15 protein-coding genes are annotated in these 15,797 nt (G+C 64.5%); 8 read left to right on the top strand and 7 right to left on the bottom strand.

The features are described 5' to 3' along the window. The first annotated feature begins 70 nt into the window (after positions 1-70). From LB523_RS15810 to LB523_RS15820, 3 genes are read left to right on the top strand one after another with little or no spacing between them, the layout of a single operon-like run. The gene (locus tag LB523_RS15810; RefSeq protein ID WP_224604180.1) at positions 71-676 is read left to right on the top strand and encodes a TRAP transporter small permease subunit; all 606 of its coding nucleotides are present in this window, start codon (positions 71-73) and stop codon (positions 674-676) included. Continuing rightward, positions 676-2,466: a TRAP transporter large permease subunit gene (locus LB523_RS15815; RefSeq protein ID WP_224604591.1), complete on the top strand. Its 1,791-nt coding sequence runs from the start codon at positions 676-678 to the stop codon at positions 2,464-2,466. The genes LB523_RS15810 and LB523_RS15815 overlap by 1 nt, the downstream gene beginning before the upstream one ends. 8 nt (positions 2,467-2,474) lie before the next feature. Beyond that, a complete protein-coding gene (locus tag LB523_RS15820; protein ID WP_224604183.1) occupies positions 2,475-3,503 on the top strand; it encodes a zinc-dependent alcohol dehydrogenase family protein in 1,029 nt (342 codons plus the stop codon). A gap of 235 nt (positions 3,504-3,738) precedes the next feature. Here LB523_RS15820 and LB523_RS15825 read toward each other — a convergent pair whose 3' ends face one another. After that, on the bottom strand, positions 3,739-4,848 hold the full coding sequence (locus LB523_RS15825; RefSeq protein ID WP_224604186.1) for a TRAP transporter substrate-binding protein: 1,110 nt from the start codon (positions 4,846-4,848) through the stop codon (positions 3,739-3,741). Positions 4,849-5,115: 267 nt separating this feature from the next. Here LB523_RS15825 and LB523_RS15830 point away from each other — a divergent pair, with 267 nt between their 5' ends. After that, the gene (locus tag LB523_RS15830; protein WP_095769386.1) at positions 5,116-5,889 is read left to right on the top strand and encodes a gamma-glutamyl-gamma-aminobutyrate hydrolase family protein; all 774 of its coding nucleotides are present in this window, start codon (positions 5,116-5,118) and stop codon (positions 5,887-5,889) included. A gap of 18 nt (positions 5,890-5,907) precedes the next feature. On the opposite strand, the gene LB523_RS15835 is transcribed toward LB523_RS15830, so the two are convergent. The 5 genes from LB523_RS15835 to LB523_RS15855 all read right to left on the bottom strand — a co-directional run bounded on the left by LB523_RS15835 (position 5,908) and on the right by LB523_RS15855 (position 10,099). Continuing rightward, on the bottom strand, positions 5,908-6,294 hold the full coding sequence (locus LB523_RS15835; protein ID WP_224604189.1) for a hypothetical protein: 387 nt from the start codon (positions 6,292-6,294) through the stop codon (positions 5,908-5,910). A 175-nt stretch (positions 6,295-6,469) separates the two neighbouring features. After that, positions 6,470-7,453 (bottom strand): 2-hydroxyacid dehydrogenase, encoded by a 984-nt coding sequence (locus LB523_RS15840; protein WP_224604191.1) that lies wholly within the window; start codon positions 7,451-7,453, stop codon positions 6,470-6,472. Then, positions 7,450-8,472 carry a LacI family DNA-binding transcriptional regulator gene (locus tag LB523_RS15845; RefSeq protein WP_095769389.1) on the bottom strand — a complete coding sequence of 341 codons (1,023 nt, stop codon included), beginning with the start codon at positions 8,470-8,472 and terminating at the stop codon, positions 7,450-7,452. Before LB523_RS15845 ends, LB523_RS15840 begins: the two co-directional genes overlap by 4 nt. 66 nt (positions 8,473-8,538) lie before the next feature. Further along, positions 8,539-9,423 carry a DMT family transporter gene (locus LB523_RS15850; RefSeq protein WP_224604605.1) on the bottom strand — a complete coding sequence of 295 codons (885 nt, stop codon included), beginning with the start codon at positions 9,421-9,423 and terminating at the stop codon, positions 8,539-8,541. Between the two features lie 268 nt (positions 9,424-9,691). Then, complete coding sequence (locus LB523_RS15855; RefSeq protein ID WP_224604193.1) at positions 9,692-10,099, bottom strand: DUF2000 family protein; 408 nt, start codon at positions 10,097-10,099, stop codon at positions 9,692-9,694. A gap of 44 nt (positions 10,100-10,143) precedes the next feature. Between LB523_RS15855 and LB523_RS15860 the strand changes: the two genes are divergently transcribed. Further along, positions 10,144-11,004, top strand: coding sequence for an AraC family transcriptional regulator (locus LB523_RS15860; RefSeq protein ID WP_224604204.1), 861 nt, complete (start codon positions 10,144-10,146; stop codon positions 11,002-11,004). Between the two features lie 176 nt (positions 11,005-11,180). Here the strand turns inward: LB523_RS15860 and LB523_RS15865 are convergent, their stop codons facing one another. After that, entirely contained in the window at positions 11,181-11,654 is a 474-nt protein-coding gene (locus LB523_RS15865; RefSeq protein ID WP_027169177.1) for a MarR family winged helix-turn-helix transcriptional regulator, read from the bottom strand. Between the two features lie 372 nt (positions 11,655-12,026). Between LB523_RS15865 and LB523_RS15870 the strand changes: the two genes are divergently transcribed. The 3 genes from LB523_RS15870 to LB523_RS15880 all read left to right on the top strand — a co-directional run bounded on the left by LB523_RS15870 (position 12,027) and on the right by LB523_RS15880 (position 15,788). After that, positions 12,027-13,070, top strand: coding sequence for a CobW family GTP-binding protein (locus LB523_RS15870; protein ID WP_224604219.1), 1,044 nt, complete (start codon positions 12,027-12,029; stop codon positions 13,068-13,070). A 229-nt stretch (positions 13,071-13,299) separates the two neighbouring features. Beyond that, entirely contained in the window at positions 13,300-14,274 is a 975-nt protein-coding gene (locus LB523_RS15875) for a WD40 repeat domain-containing protein (protein WP_224604222.1), read from the top strand. Between the two features lie 137 nt (positions 14,275-14,411). Beyond that, positions 14,412-15,788: an aspartate aminotransferase family protein gene (locus LB523_RS15880; RefSeq protein WP_224604225.1), complete on the top strand. Its 1,377-nt coding sequence runs from the start codon at positions 14,412-14,414 to the stop codon at positions 15,786-15,788. Positions 15,789-15,797 lie beyond the last annotated feature (9 nt).

Below are 15,797 nucleotides of genomic sequence, written 5' to 3' on the forward strand. Positions count from 1 at the left end.
ATCGTTGGGCCAAGCGGCGCGACACCGGAGGGGGAATCGGGCGCGCTGCCGGTACCAGGGAGGATTATGCATGGCAGGGCTGCTCGCTCTATCCAGGACGATCGACCGCATCAACGAGTTCATCGGCCGCTGGGTCTCGTGGCTGATCCTGCTCGCGATCCTGGTGAGCGCCGGCAACGCCGTCATCCGCAAGGTGTTGGACATCTCCTCCAACGCCTGGCTGGAGCTGCAGTGGTATCTGTTCGGCGCCGCCTTCATGCTGGCCGCCGCCTACACGCTGAAACAGAACGACCATATCCGCATCGACATCGTCTACGGCATGTTCTCGCGCCGTGTGCAGCACTGGATCGACCTCTTCGGCCATCTCTTTTTCCTGATGCCGTTCGTGGTGCTGATGGTGATCTATTTCGTGCCCTACGTGTCGCTTTCCTTCCGCAGCGGCGAGATGTCGACCAATGCCGGCGGCCTGATCGTGTGGCCGGCCAAGGCCATCCTGCTGGTCGGCTTCTTCCTGCTCGCGCTGCAAGGAATTTCCGAAATCATCAAGAAGATCGCCATCATGCGTGGCGACATGGACGATCCCACTCCTTTCATCTCGGCCCATGAGCAGGCCGAGCTCGAGGCCAAGGCGCTGGCCGAGGAAGCCAAGGCGCACGCGGGCGAGGTGCGCTCGTGATCGAATTCATCGCGCAGAACATGGCGCCTATCATGTTCGCCTCGCTGGTCATCTTCCTGTTGATCGGCTACCCCGTAGCCTTCTCGCTCGCCGCGAACGGGCTGATGTTCTTCTTCATCGGTGTCGTGCTGTCGCCCTATTCCGGCGGGTCGATCAACCTTGCCTGGCCGCTGTTGCATGCGCTTCCCGACAATTTTTACGGCACCAGGGTGATGTCGAACGACACGCTCTTGGCGATACCGTTCTTCACCTTCATGGGTATCGTGCTGGAGCGCTCCGGCATGGCCGAGGACCTGCTCGACACGATCGGGCAGCTGTTCGGGCCTATCCGCGGCGGGCTTGCCTATGCGGTGATCTTCGTCGGTGCGCTGCTTGCCGCAACGACCGGCGTGGTGGCCGCTTCGGTCATCGCCATGGGCCTGATCTCGCTGCCGATCATGTTGCGCTACGGCTACGACCGGCGCGTGGCCTCGGGCGTCATCGCCGCCTCCGGCACGCTGGCGCAGATCATCCCGCCGTCGCTGGTGCTGATCGTGCTGGCCGACCAGCTGGGACGCTCGGTCGGCGACATGTATGCCGGCGCGTTGATCCCCGGCCTCGTGCTCACCGGCATCTACATGCTCTACATCCTGATCATGTCGATCGTCCGGCCGAACTCGATGCCGGCGCTGCCGCTCGAGGCGCGTACGCTCGGCCACGGTGTGATATCTCTGCTGGTGGCAGTTGTGGTGACGGGCGCGATTTCATACGCGGCCTATCGCTATCTTGCGCCGACCCACGGCGACAATGCCGATATCCTCGGCTTCGCCGTCGGCGTCATCATCATTTATGTCGTCGCCATCCTCGATCAGCGGCTCCGTATCAACATGATGTCGAAGCTGGCGCAGCAGGTGGTGATCGTGCTGATCCCGCCGCTGGCGCTGATCTTCCTGGTTCTGGGCACCATCTTCCTCGGCATCGCCACCCCGACGGAAGGCGGCGCCATGGGCGCCGTCGGCGCGCTCATCATGGCGGCAATGAAGGGCCGCCTGACGATGGACGTCATCAACCAGGCGCTGGCGTCGACGACCCGGCTTTCCGCCTTCGTGCTGTTCATCCTGATCGGCGCGCGCGTGTTTTCGCTGACCTTCTATGGCGTCAACGGCCATATCTGGGTCGAGCACCTGCTGACCTCGCTGCCCGGCGGCGAGACCGGCTTCCTGATCGGCGTCAACATTCTGGTCTTCGTGCTTGCCTTCTTCCTCGATTTCTTCGAGCTCGCCTTCATCATCGTGCCGCTGCTGGCGCCGGCGGCGGACAAGCTCGGCATCGACCTGATCTGGTTCGGCGTGCTGCTCGGCGTCAACATGCAGACCAGCTTCATGCACCCGCCCTTCGGCTTCGCGCTGTTCTACCTGCGCTCGGTCGCGGCCCGCGTGCCCTACCTCGACAGGATCACCGGCAAGCAGATCGCGCCGATCACCACGGGGCAGATCTATTGGGGTGCCGTGCCGTTCGTCCTGATCCAGGTGATCATGATCGGGCTGACCATCGCCTTCCCGCAGATGGTCATGCGCTACAAGGGTGCCGCGGTGGAGCCCAGCACCATCGACCTCAGGCTGCCCGACATGCCTTCGCTGTCGCCGCTCGGAACGCCCCCGGCGAACAACAATGGAGCTGCGCCGTCCAATGGCGGCGCGCCGGCGGCACCCGGCACGCCCGACCTGTCGCAGCCGCCGAGCTTCGGCGATGCGCCGGCCAAGCCGGCGGCGCCGGCGCCCGATCTCTCGCAGCCGCCCAAATTCAATTGAGGATACCCATGAGAGCCGTGCGGCTGGAAGCGGTAGGTAAGATCGGGTTGCGCGAGGTCGCAAAACCCGTTCCCGGGCCTGAGGACGTTCTGGTGCGCATCGAGGCCTGCGGCGTCTGCGGCACCGACCGCCACCTCTTCCATGGCGAATTTCCCTGCACGCCGCCGGTGACGCTCGGCCATGAGTTCTGCGGCATCGTCGAAGCGGTCGGCGCGGCGGTGACGGGCATTGCCGTCGGCGACCGCGTCACCGGCGATCCGAACATTGCCTGCGGGCGCTGCGCCCACTGCCACGCCGGCCGCGTCAATCTCTGCAGCAATCTGCGCGCCATCGGCATCCACCGCGACGGCGGCTTCGCCGATTACGTGCTGATGCCGCAAAGCCAAGCCTTCCGACTGCCCGCCAACCTCAAGCCGACGCATGGCGCTTTCTGCGAGCCGCTCGCCTGCTGCCTGCACGGCGTCGACCTGGCCGCGATCCGGCCGGGCGCATCGGTCGTGGTGCTGGGCGGCGGCGTCATCGGCCTGCTCGTCGTGCAGCTGGCCAAGCTCGCGGGCGCGGCGACCATCATTCTGTCGACCCGGCAGGCTTCGCGTCGCGCGCTTGCCGAGGAACTCGGCGCGACCGCGACGATTGACCCAAGCGCCGGCGACCCGATCGCGGCCGTCGCCGGGCCGAATGGCCTGGCGCCCGGCGGCGTCGACGTGGTGCTGGAATGCGCCGGCGTCCGCGACACGGTGGAGCAGTCGATGCGAATGGCAAAGGCGGGCGGCACGGTGGTGATCGTCGGCGTCGTGCCGCAAGGCATGAAGGTGGAAATCGAGCCGTTCGATCTCTTGTTTCGCGAACTGAAGGTGCTCGGCTCCTTCCTCAACCCGTTCACGCATGGAAGGGCGGCTCAGCTGATTGCCTCCGGCGCGATCGAGATCGACCGGCTGATCTCGAGGCAGGTCAGCCTCGAAGAGGCACCGAACGTGATCGCCAATCCGCCGGCGCCGGGCGAGGTCAAGGTGCTGGTGGTGCCGGGCCGAGGCTGACCCACTTCCTGGGAAAGCGTTCCAGTTCACTGATGTACAGGCGCTGGCGCTGCCCGTCATCTGGCTAGGCGCGGTTTTCCCTTCTCCCCTTGTGGGAGAAGGTGTCGCCGAAGGCGACGGATGAGGGGTGCTCCAGCTTGGCAAGGACGGCGATCCTTCCAACACCCCTCATCCGTCTCGGCGCTTCGCGCCGATCCACCTTCTCCCACAAGGGGAGAAGGAGGGCGGCGGCGGTCTACAGCTTGCCGTTGCGCTGCTGCACCATCATGAAGGTGTCGTAATTGTATTCGGCGACCTGGGCCCAGAGATAGTGCTCCTTGCGGAAAGCCTTGATCGATTCCCAGATCTTCTTGAACGGCGCGTTGTTGGATTCCATCTCGGCATAGACCTCGTTGGCCTTCTCGAAGCAGGCGGCCATGATCTCCTGGCTAAACGGCGCCAGCTTGGCACCGTTCGACACAAGCCGCTTCACCGCCGCCGGATTGAGATAGTCGTACTTCTGCAGCATGTTGGCGTCCGCCGCTTGCGCGGCGGTATGCACGAGCGACTTGTAGGCCGGCGAAAGCTCTTCGTATTTGGCCTTGTTGAACATCAGATGCACGGTCGGGCCGCCTTCCCACCAGCCGGGATAGTAGTAGTAGGGCGCGACTTTATAGAAGCCGAGCTTCTCGTCGTCATAGGGGCCGACCCATTCGGCGGCGTCGATGGTGCCCTTCTCCAGCGCCGGATAGATGTCGCCGCCGGCGATCTGCTGCGGCACGACGCCGAGCTTCTGCACAACTTTGCCGGCAAAGCCGCCGATGCGCATCTTGAGGCCCGAGAGATCGGCCACCGTGTTGATCTGCTTGCGGAACCAGCCGCCCATCTGAACGCCGGTATTGCCGCCCGGCAGGCCGAACAGCCCTTGCGTGGCGAGGAACTCGTTGAACAGGTCGATGCCGCCGCCATGATAGTGCCAGGCATTCATACCGCGCGCGTTGAGCGAGAAGGGCACTGCGGCACCGAGCGCCCAGGTCGGGTCCTTGCCCCAGTAATAGTATGCGACCGTATGGCAGGCCTCGACCGTGCCGGCCGTGGTGGCGTCCGCAGCCTGCAGGCCGGGCACGAGCTCACCGGAGGCGAAGACCTGGACCTGGAAATTGCCGTCGGTCGCCTCCGACAGCATTTTTGAGAAGACTTCCGCGCCGCCATAGATCGTGTCGAGCGATTTCGGGAAGGACGATGCAAGCCGCCAGGTCACCTTGGTATTGGACTGGGCAATGGCCGGCGTGGCAAGTGCCGCCGCGGCTGCCGCGGCGCCCACGCCGGACGCACCGGCCTTGCGAATGAAAGAACGACGATCCATTAAGTTTCCTCCCTTGCGGATCAGCTGACCGACGTCAGGGCATCCTCGTGCCCGGATCGGTTGGGGAAGAAACATACACAGGCAAAGGGTCGAGTCCAGTGTTGCGGGCGAGGGTTGCAGCCATTCCGGCGCCGCGTGCAACTATAGTCTAACGAGCCTGCCGCTGGCCCATGCAAGGCAGCGAAACTTGCCATGGCAAACTGCCTTCAGATCGCCTATTTTGTAGGCAGATTAACTCCTTAGCTCTCGAAGGAATCCAAACCCAAAATGCAGCAACCGCTCGTCGCAGTCTCGTCCGACGTCCGCCAGTTCGACAACTACACCTGGCACGCGGCACCCCAGCAGTATCTGGAAGCGGCGGTCGCGGGCGCCGGCGTGTTCCCTCTGCTGGTGCCGTCCTTCGGCGACCGGCTCGATTTCGACGAGCTGCTGTCGTCGGTCGACGGCGTCATGGTGACGGGCTCGAAGTCCAACGTGCATCCCTCGCTCTATGGCGGCGATCCCAGCGAGGCTAACGGCCCCTACGATCCGGCGCGCGACGCAACCACGCTGCCGCTGATCCGCAAGGCGATCGAGCGCGGCGTGCCGTTGCTTGCCATCTGCCGCGGCATCCAGGAGCTGAACGTCGCGCTCGGCGGCACGCTGGGCACCGAAATCCAGGAGCGCGATGGCTCGCTCGACCACCGCGCGCCGGTGAGCGACAATCAGGACGAGCGCTTCGGCATCCACCAGACGATCTCGATCAAGCCCGGAAGCTGCCTTGCCGGCGTGTTCGGCGCCGGCGAAATCAAGGTGAATTCGCTGCATCGCCAGGCGATCGACCTGCTAGGCTCCAGGCTCCAGGTCGAGGCTTTGGCCAGCGACGGCACGATCGAAGCAGTCTCCGTCAAGGATGCCCGTGCCTTCGCAGTCGGCGTGCAATGGCACCCCGAATACTGGGTGAAGTCGGACAGCAATTCCGCCAAGATCTTCAAGGCCTTCGGCGATGCGGTGCGCCTGCATGCGGCCGCCAAAACAGGTGCCCGCGCCGCGGCAGAGTAGGCCTGGACAGTTCCGCGGCTATTCGCTTGTGCTCAGCGCCAGAAGCGGCGCGGCCGGCGCGTAGGATTCGTAGCCGTCGCCATCGGCAACGCCGAAGGTGACAATCGGATCGACCCCGTCGTCACTGAAAGCGACCGAACCATCCGCCTGCTCGCGCCAGAATTTCGCGTGCTCGATGCCAGGCATCAGCTTGCGGCAGTTCGCGGCGACGGAAAGCAACGACAGGCCCTCTGAGATTTTGGCGCCGCGGTGGATGGCGCAGGCCGCTTCATCGCCATTGGCGGTCAGCCGATAGGCGTTTGTCGGGATGAGTTCGGTGGCCTCGCTCTGGCCGTTGCCGCCATGCAGGAACTGAACGCCCCCGAACAACGCTACCGATGCTGCCAAGCCAACGAACAGCTTCACCCTGTCTCTCCGCACATAACCAAGTATGCAGAATGATTCCAAAGGGTTAAGTGGGCGTTAATAGATGTGGCGACGGGTGCGGATTGGAGCAATTTCCAGGACGGCTTTCCGTCCGGCATTACACCAAAACAAAGAGGCAGGCGGTTTGCCGTTTTCGTGAGGACCGAGAAACGCCTCAGGCTCGCGCCTTGACGTTGAGCGTCTCCGGCACCGGTGTCAGCGGCCGGCGGTCGGTAAACCACGACACGAGGTTGTCGACGCACAGATCGGCCATGGCGCGGCGGGTGTGGACCGACGCCGAGCCGACATGCGGCAGAAGCGAGGCGTTGGGAGCATCGAGCAGGGCCTGCGGCACGTTCGGCTCGTCGGCAAAGACGTCGAGCCCGACGGCTGCGATGGTGCCGCTCTTGAGGGCGGCAGCAAGGGCTGCCTCGTCCACCGTCGAGCCGCGGCCGATATTGACAAAGACGCCGTTCGAACCCAGCGCCGACAGGACCTCGGCATTGACCGCTTTCTCGGTGGAGGTGCCGCCCGGGGCAATGCAGATCAACGTGTCGACGGCTTCGGCAAGCCCCTTCAAAGTGGCATGATATTCGTAAGCCAGGCCTTCGACCTTGCGGCGGTTGTGATAGGCGATCGGCAGGCCGAAGGCTTCAAGGCGACGGGCGACGGCCCGGCCGATGCGGCCCATGCCGAAGATACCGACGCGGCGGCCACGCAATGTAAGCCGGCTCAGGCGACAATTGCCCTTGGTCGCCCAGTCGCCGTCGCGCAGCCATTTCTCGGCGGCGTAGAGCTCGCGCACAGTGTTGATCAGAAGGCCGATGGCAGTATCGGCGACCTCCTCGGTCAAGACATCGGGCGTGTTGGTGACCATGACGCCGCGCTTGGCCGCATGATTGGCGTCGACCGAATCATAGCCGACGCCGAAACTGGCGATGATCTCAAGATTGGGCAGCGCATCGATCATCGCCGCGTCGATGCCTGCATAGGAGGCTATGCCGCGCACCGTGGCGCGCATCTCGTCCGTAACCAAAGACGGATCGGCGCGTTCGATCCGCACACAGTTGAACGCCTCGTCGATGCGGCCGAGGGCATGGTCGTTGAAATCGCCCGGCACAAGGATGGCGACCGGCAATTTTCCTTCGGCCTTGCTCATGCACGCTCCACTGGCTTGCCGGTCGACTGCCGCACATGCAGTTCCGGCTTGATCAGCTCCTGCGAGGGCCGCACTGCCTGTCCGTTCAATTTGTCAAGCAGGGCGCTGGCGGCGCGGCGGCCGACCTCGCGCTGGCCGTTCCAGACCGTGGTCAGGGCCGGTGTCGCGATTGCCGCCTCCTCGAGATCGTCATAGCCGGTGACCGAGATATCGACGCCCGGCACGAGGCCGGCGCGCGCGATGCCGTTCATCAACCCGATCGCGACCAGATCGTTCCAGCAGCAGGCAGCGGTGGGCCTGTCCTTCAGCGCCAGAAACTGTCCCGAGGCCTCGAACCCCGCCTGCTTGGTGCGCGGCCCGGGAATGCGCCAGGACGGCTTCACCTCCAGGCCGGCCGCCTCCATCGCGTTGAGATAGCCCTGGTAGCGGTCGCGGCCGGTCGAGGTCTGGTCGGTGCCGCCGACCATGGCGATGCGCTTGTGGCCGAGCGAGATCAGATGATTGGTGGCGAGCGCCGTGCCATAGGCATCGTCGCCGCGGAACACCGGCACATCGGCGCCGGCGACGGTGCGCGCGATCAGCACCGCCGGCAGGCCGTTTTCCTCGGCCATGATGATGTCCTCGGCCGGCGTGCCGATGGCCGGCGACATGATGACGCCGTCGGCGCCGAGCTGCAGCAGCGTATCGATGAAGGTGCGCTGCTTTTCCAGCTGGTCGTAGTGGTTTGACAGGATGAAGGTCTGGCGACTGCGGTCGAGCTCGCTTTCGATCGAGCGCAGTATCTCGGCGAAGAACGGGTTCATGATGTCGTGCACGACGACGCCGACGATGCCGGAGCGCGAGGTGCGCAACGAGGCGGCGCGACGGTTGTAGATATAGCCGATGGCGCGGGCGTGCTCCTTGATGCGCTCGCGCGTCGTGCCGGCGACCAGCGGGCTGTCGCGCAGCGCCAGCGACACCGTTGCCGTGGACACGCCGAGCGCATCCGCGATCGTCGAAAGCTTGATCTTCTGTGCCAGTGCCCTTCGCTCCCCAGGGTCTTTAAATTTTTTAAAACGGCCTTATGCCACCGGATTCGGCGCAAATCAAAGTTTTTTCGCCAGCGCCTCGGCCTCGGTGTCGAGCGAGGCGGAGTTGCGGACGCGAAGCCGGTGCTCGCGATGGATGATGTAGAGCCCGCTGGCAACGATGATGGCGGCGCCGAGCAGCGTCCAGCGGTCGGGGAACTGGTGGAAGATCAGCCAGCCGGAAATGATCATCCACACCATCTGCGAATAGGGATAGGGCGCGAGCTGGGTCGTGGTCGCCAGACGATAGGCCCGGACCAGCAAATAGTGGCCGCCGGCGCCGAAGACGCCGAGCATCAACAGGATGACCCAGTGCCAGCCATCCTGCGGCAATGACAGCGAGAAAGGCAGCAGCGGCAGGAGCAGCACGGCGGGTGCCAGCGCCGAAAAGAGGATCATGCTCTCCGAGGTCTCCGTCGACGACATGCGCCGCGTCATGATCACGTAAAAACTGTTCGACAGCATCGAGCCCAGCGCGAAGAGATGACCGATGCCGAACACGCCGACGCCAGGCCTGGTGATGATGAGCACGCCGACAAAGCCGGTGAGAATCGCCAGCCAGCGCCGCCAGCCGGCCCATTCGCCGAGCAGCGGGCCGGCAAGCGCGGTGATGACCATCGGGCCGAAGAAATAGATCGACGTTGTCTCGGCCAACTGCAGCGTGCGCAGCGCCAGGATATTGAACATGGTCGAGCCGAACAAAAGGACGCCGCGCAAGAGGTGCGCCGGCAGGTTGTTGGCGCGGAAGCGAATCGGCTCGCGCCAGCCGCGCAGGAAGATGCCGACCAGCAGGACATGCACGGTGAAGCGGGCCCACGCGACGATCAGCGCCGAGACGCCGGCCAGCACCAGATATTTGCTGGAGGTGTCGAGAAAGGTGAAGCAGACATAGACGCACAGCATCAGAAGCATCGCCGCGGGCGGCGTTGCGCTGTCGTCATTGTTTCTGGGAGCGCTCAAGGTCGGGCCGAAGGAAGATAGACGGTACCCTTCTGAGGCAATCGGCCCTTGCCAGCAAGCCAAAAGCGACTGGCCCAACAAGCGCTTCGGACAGGCTTAGAGCGCATTGTCGGTTGGCGATTGGCTTGAACGCCCCTCGCGACGTGATAGTGTTCAGGCCCATCCCAAACGTCCGCAATTGGTCCTTCGGGCGAAGGCGCTTGCCACCCATTCAGCCATGCATGCGGGCGCCCTTGGTGATCTTGTCGACGAGCTTTTTCTCGCCGCGCATGGCGATGCCGACGACCTTGGCGTCGTCCGGGGCGAATTCGGCGAAGACGGCGCGGTTGGCGACGTCGTGCCCGGTCGAAAACATCTCCTCGACATAGACGGATGTTGTCACGCCGCGTTCCAATGCCCGGCGGTGGATCGTACCTAGCGTCGCCGCATCGGCCGACAAGACAATGACCGGCTGGATCGACATCGGGTTGTAGAGGTTGCCGGCACGATCACGGTAAGCCTCGCCGATGATTTCGGGGAACTGCGCAACGATGCCGCTGGTCAGGAACGCGGTGACGTTGAGCTTCTGCCACACCGGCAGGTCCTCTCTGAGAACAATTGCAATTTTCGTGTCGAACACCAAGATTGAGACTCCGAGACGGCCCGTGACGGGCGGGACAGGCGATGGCGCAGGCTCTAAGCGAAGAAGCGAAGGAAGGTCTTGAACGTTCGTGCGCGGATGCGGCCAACGGCGATCGCATCGTTTCGGCTCCGGGCGGCTCGGGTCTCGAACGCATCGAGGCGCGCTTTCATGGCAACGCCTTCGAGCTGCACCGGCACGACACCTATGCCATCGGCGTGACGTTGAACGGCGTGCAGCGCTTCCATTATCGCGGCGCGCTGCAACACAGCCTGCCCGGCCAGGCGATCGTGCTGCATCCAGACGAATTGCACGATGGCGGCGCCGGCACGGAAGACGGCCTGCGCTACAGGATCCTGTATCTGGAGCCGTCCCTGCTGCTCGACTGCCTCGATGGCGAGCCGCTGCCTTTCGTTCGCGACGCCGTGGTCGACGATCCTCGCTTGCGCGACACGTTGTTGTCGGCGCTGGCACCGCTGGACGAGGCACTCGGCGACCTGTTCGTGGCGGATTTCGTTGCGCAGCTGGCGCAACACCTCAAACGCCATGCCGGGCAGCCGGCAAAGTCAACGGGCAAGACCGCATGGCGCGCCGCCGCGCTTGCCCGCGACTATCTCGAGGAGAATGCCGAGCGACCGGTGCGCTCCGATGAGCTGGAGGCCGTCACCGGCCTCGACCGCTACGCGCTGTCGCGCCATTTTCGCGCGACCTTTTCGACCAGCCCGCACCGCTTCCTGTTGATGCGCCGGCTGCAAAAGGCGCGGCGCATGATCGCCGAGGGCGAGTCGCTGGCGGAAATCGCCGCCGGCGCCGGCTTCAGCGACCAGAGCCATTTCAACCGCCATTTCAAGAAGGCATTCGGCATGACGCCGGGGCGCTGGGCAGCGCTGGTGCGCGACGCGTAAGCGCGACGCGCAGCGTCGTCGCTCAGGCGCGATGCGCAGCATCGTCGCCTTTCCGCTAAGCCGTTGCTTAGATGGCGTGTGGAGCGACGATGCTACGCATCGCGCTTAGCTCGAGACGACGCTTTGCGTCGCTCGTTAATGGGAACGTCTCGCGGTTGAGCGATGACGCTCACGCGTCACGCTTCATCCAACTCCGCGTCATCGTCGATCAGCACCAGATCTTCGTTCGATAGATTCGCCTCGATGCGGGCGAGCAGCTTGAACAGCGCCTTCTGGTCCTTCTTGTCGAGGCCTCTCAGCGCCTGTTTCTCGGTCTTCTTGACCGACTTCTCGATGGCGCGGATGGTTTCACGGCCGGACTCGGTGAGGAAGATATGGGCCTGGCGGGCATCGGCGTTGGAGGCGCGCTTTTCCAGAAAGCCCTGCGCCTGCAGCCGGTTGATGGTCTTGGTGATGGTCGGCGGGCGCACGCCGAGCCGGCCGGCGAGGTTGCCGGGGGTCTGGCCGTCCTCGCGGTCGAGCGCCAGCATGATCTGGTCCTGGCCGGCATAGAAGCCGTGCGCCAGAAGCCGCGCGGCGAGCGCTGTACGCGCCAGCCTTGCCGCCGAATGCAGCCGGCTCATTGTCGCTGTCTTGTCCGCCTTGGCCATGGTCGTTCCCTCTTCGGCCGAACCGGCGCGGACAAGCATAGAGGCTGTCCGACGGCTGGCAAATGACGATTTAAAGAGTCCGGCTTGCGGAACGCTTTGCCGGCAAGCATTGCGGTGCCCGCGCAGGTGATGCCAGATGTTTATTTCAGTTAGATGACAAACGACTTTTGCACCGGCGAGATTCACAGCGGACGCTGATGAAGGCGCTTTGGGCGCCCGAGCGGCTCCTGCGTCTGGCCTGCCTCGGCCGCCGCCGATCCGTGCGTGGCGCCGCTCCGCTTGGAGGGTCGGCCCGGCCCATCGGTTTGGCGCGTGCAAAAGCTCGACACCCATCCTATATCAGGCCGACAATCCAGGATTTTCGAGGCAACCATGAGCGACGCACAGACGCAAATCCCCGTAACCGTTCTCACCGGCTATCTCGGCGCGGGCAAGACGACGCTGCTCAACCGCATCCTGTCGGAGAGCCACGGCAAGCGTTACGCCGTCATCGTCAACGAGTTCGGCGAGATCGGCATCGACAACGACCTGATCGTCGAGTCCGACGAGGAAATCTACGAGATGAACAATGGCTGTGTCTGCTGCACGGTGCGCGGCGACCTGATCCGCGTGGTCGAAGGCCTGATGAAACGCCCGGGCCGCTTCGACGCCATCGTCGTCGAGACCACGGGTCTTGCCGACCCGGTGCCGGTGGCGCAGACCTTCTTCATGGACGACGACGTGCGCACCAAGACCAAGCTCGACGCGGTGGTGGCGCTGGTCGACGCCAAGCACCTGCCGCTGCGCCTGAAGGATTCCAAGGAAGCCGAGGACCAGATCGCGTTCGCCGACGTGGTGGTGCTGAACAAGACCGACCTCGTCACGCCGGACGAGCTCGAAAAGGTCGAGGCGACGATCCGCGCCATCAACCCGGCGGCAAAAATCCATCGCACCCAGCGTTCCGGCGTGGCGCTTGACGAAGTGCTCGACCGCGGCGCCTTCGACCTGTCGCGGGCGCTGGAGAACGATCCGCATTTCCTCGACGCGCATGATCACGACCACGACCATGACCATGATCATCATCATGATCATGACGGTCACGATCATCACCATCACCACCATGCTTCCGACATCCATGACGTGACGGTGAAGTCGGTGTCGCTGCGCGGCGGCGAGATGGACCCCAAGAAATTCTTTCCCTGGATCGAGAAGGTGACCCAGATGGAAGGACCGAACATCCTGCGGCTGAAGGGCATCATCGCGCTGAAGGGCGACGAGGACCGCTATGTGCTGCAGGGCGTGCACATGATCCTCGAAGGCGACCACCAGCGCGCCTGGAAGGATGGCGAAAAACACGAAAGCCGGCTGGTCTTCATCGGCCGCGATCTCGACGCCGAGCGGCTCAGGAAGAGTTTTGAAGCCTGCCAGGCGGCTTGATTTCCTGACTTTCAAGCGCTAGCGCTGCCCGTTCTTCCTTCTCCCCTTGTGGGAGAAGGTGGCCTCGCGAAGCGAGGTCGGATGAGGGGTGCTCCAGTTCGGCGATGACGGCGTTCCGTCACCCACCCCTCAACCGTCTCGGCGCTGCGCGCCGATCCACCTTCTCCCACAAGGGGAGAAGGCAAGGCCGCACCTAGCCGCGCTGGCTAATCTCGAACGGACCGTTTGCATGCCCACAGTCGCCCCGCTTGATCTCGAAGGCCATTGCGTTGCCGCCGTCTTCTTGAACGACGTGCCGCATTTCGCGCTCGCCGACGGCGCGATCCACCGGCTCGATAATGGGCACAAGACGGTTCAGGCCAATGACGGCCTGCTTGCCGCCTTCCATGACGCGGCCAACGACCGGCTGATCACCGGCGGCGAGGATGGCAAGGTGTTTGCCGTGAAGGCCGGCGGCGAGGTGAGCGAGCTGGCCAGCGCCGGCAAAAAGTGGATCACCAGCGTCAGCGCCGGGCCGCAGGGCGCGATCGCCTATGCCTCGGGCAAGACCGCCTTCGTGCGTTTCGCCGACGGCAAGATCAAAGAATTTGCCCATCCGCGTTCGGTGGAGGGATTGGCCTTCTCGCCCAAGGGCATGCGTTTCGGCGTCGCCCGCTACAATGGCGCGACGCTGCATTTCCCGGCGGCCGAGGGCAAGCCGGTGGAGCTCGAATGGGCAGGCGCCCATACCGGCATCACCTTTTCACCGGACGGCGCCTTCCTCGTCACCACCATGCAGGAGAACGCGCTGCATGGCTGGAAGCTTGCCGACGGCAAGCACATGCGCATGTCGGGCTATCCGGGCAAGGTGAAGAGCCTTTCCTGGAGCGTGAAGGGCAAATGGCTGGCGAGCTCCGGCGCGCCGGCAGCGATCGTGTGGCCGTTCGCCAGCAAAGACGGACCGATGGGCAAGGCGCCGCTGGAGCTCGGCACGCGCGGCAATACCATGGTGACCTGTGTTGCCTGCCATCCCAGCCAAGATGTCACGGCCATCGGCTATCAGGACGGCATGGTGATTGCGGCGCGCTTCGCCGACGCCAAGGAAGTGCTGCTGCGCCGCCCCGGCAAGGGCGCCATCACGTCGATGATGTGGGACAAGGAAGAACGCCGCGTCGTGTTTGGCAGCGCCGCCGGCGATTGCGGCGTGATCGATATCACCGCGTAGGCAGTAGGGAATAGGCAGTAGGGCTTAGGGACGACGGCACCTACTGCCTACTGCCTACTGCCTACTGCCTACTGCCTACTGCCTACTGCCTACTGCCTACTGCCTACTGCCTACTGCCTACCGTCTGAGGGGACTTCATGCATTCAATCCACCGGACTTCAATCGGCGGCATCGACGTCGCCCGCATCGCCGAATTGCGCGAGACGGAGGCGGCCGCCTTCCGCAAGGCGCGGCCGAAATCCGAGGCGAAGCTCGGCAACGGCATTGCCGGTTTCCTCGGCGGGGTGCCGATGCACTGGATGAGCGACTGGCCGACGCCGTTCCCGATCCTGGTCGACGGCGCCAAGGGCGCTACCATCACCGACATCGACGGCAACAAGCTCGACGATTTCTGCCTCGGCGATACCGGCTCGATGCTCGGCCATTCGCCGCCGGCGGTCGCCCGGGCGATCCGCCGGCAGGCCGCTCGGGGTCTGACCTATATGCTGCCAAGCGAGGATGCGCTGGCGATCGGCCCACTGCTGCAGCAGCGCTTCGGCCTGCCCTACTGGCAGATCGCCACCACCGCCACCGACGCCAACCGCTTTGCGCTGCGCGTCGCCCGCGCGGTGACCGGGCGCGAGAAGATCCTGGTCTTCAACGGCTGCTATCATGGCTCGGTCGACGAGACGATGGTGCGGCTGATCGACGGCAAACCGGTCAACCGGCCTGGGCTGGCCGGCGAGTTTCGCGACCTGACGCGAGCCACGAAGATTGTCGAATTCAACGATGTTGCAGCCTTGGAAGCAGCGCTGGCTGACCGCGACGTCGCCTGCGTTATCACCGAGCCGGTGCTGACCAATTCCTGCATGGTGCTGCCGCAACCCGGCTTCCACGACGCGCTGCGGCGCCTGACCCGCGCGGCCGGCACGCTGCTGCTGATCGACGAGACGCACACGATTTCGACCGGCCCGGGCGGCTATACGCGCAAGCACGGGCTGGAGCCGGACCTGTTCGTGCTCGGCAAGCCGGTGGCCGGCGGCGTGCCGGCGAGCATCTGGGGCATGAGCGAGGAGGTCGCCACGCGCTATGGCGCCTACAACCAGACCAAGGAGCCCGGCTATTCCGGCATGGGCACCACGCTGTCGGCGAACCCGCTGCAATTCGCGGCGATGCGCGCCACGCTGGAAGAGGTGATGACGGAGGCAGCCTACGCCCATATGGACCGGCTGGCGCGCCGCCTCGATGCGGGGCTCTCCGCCGTCATTCAGCGAAGCAAGCTGCCCTGGCATGTCGCGCGGGTCGGCGCCCGCGTCGAGTTCATCTGTGCGCCCGGACCGCTGCAAAACGGCGGCGAGGCCGAGAAGGCGCATGCGCCGGAACTCGAAGCCGCCATCCATGTCGCGCTGGTCAATCGCGGCGTGCTGATCGCGCCGTTCCACAACATGATGCTGATCTCACCGGCAACGACTTCGGCGCAAGTGAGCCGACTGATCGCCGCCTTCGCCGCGGTTGCGGGCAAGCTTGCGGCGTGAGAAAAGCGG

It is taken from the genome of Mesorhizobium sp. ESP-6-4, assembly GCF_020164735.1.
Taxonomy (GTDB): domain Bacteria; phylum Pseudomonadota; class Alphaproteobacteria; order Rhizobiales; family Rhizobiaceae; genus Mesorhizobium.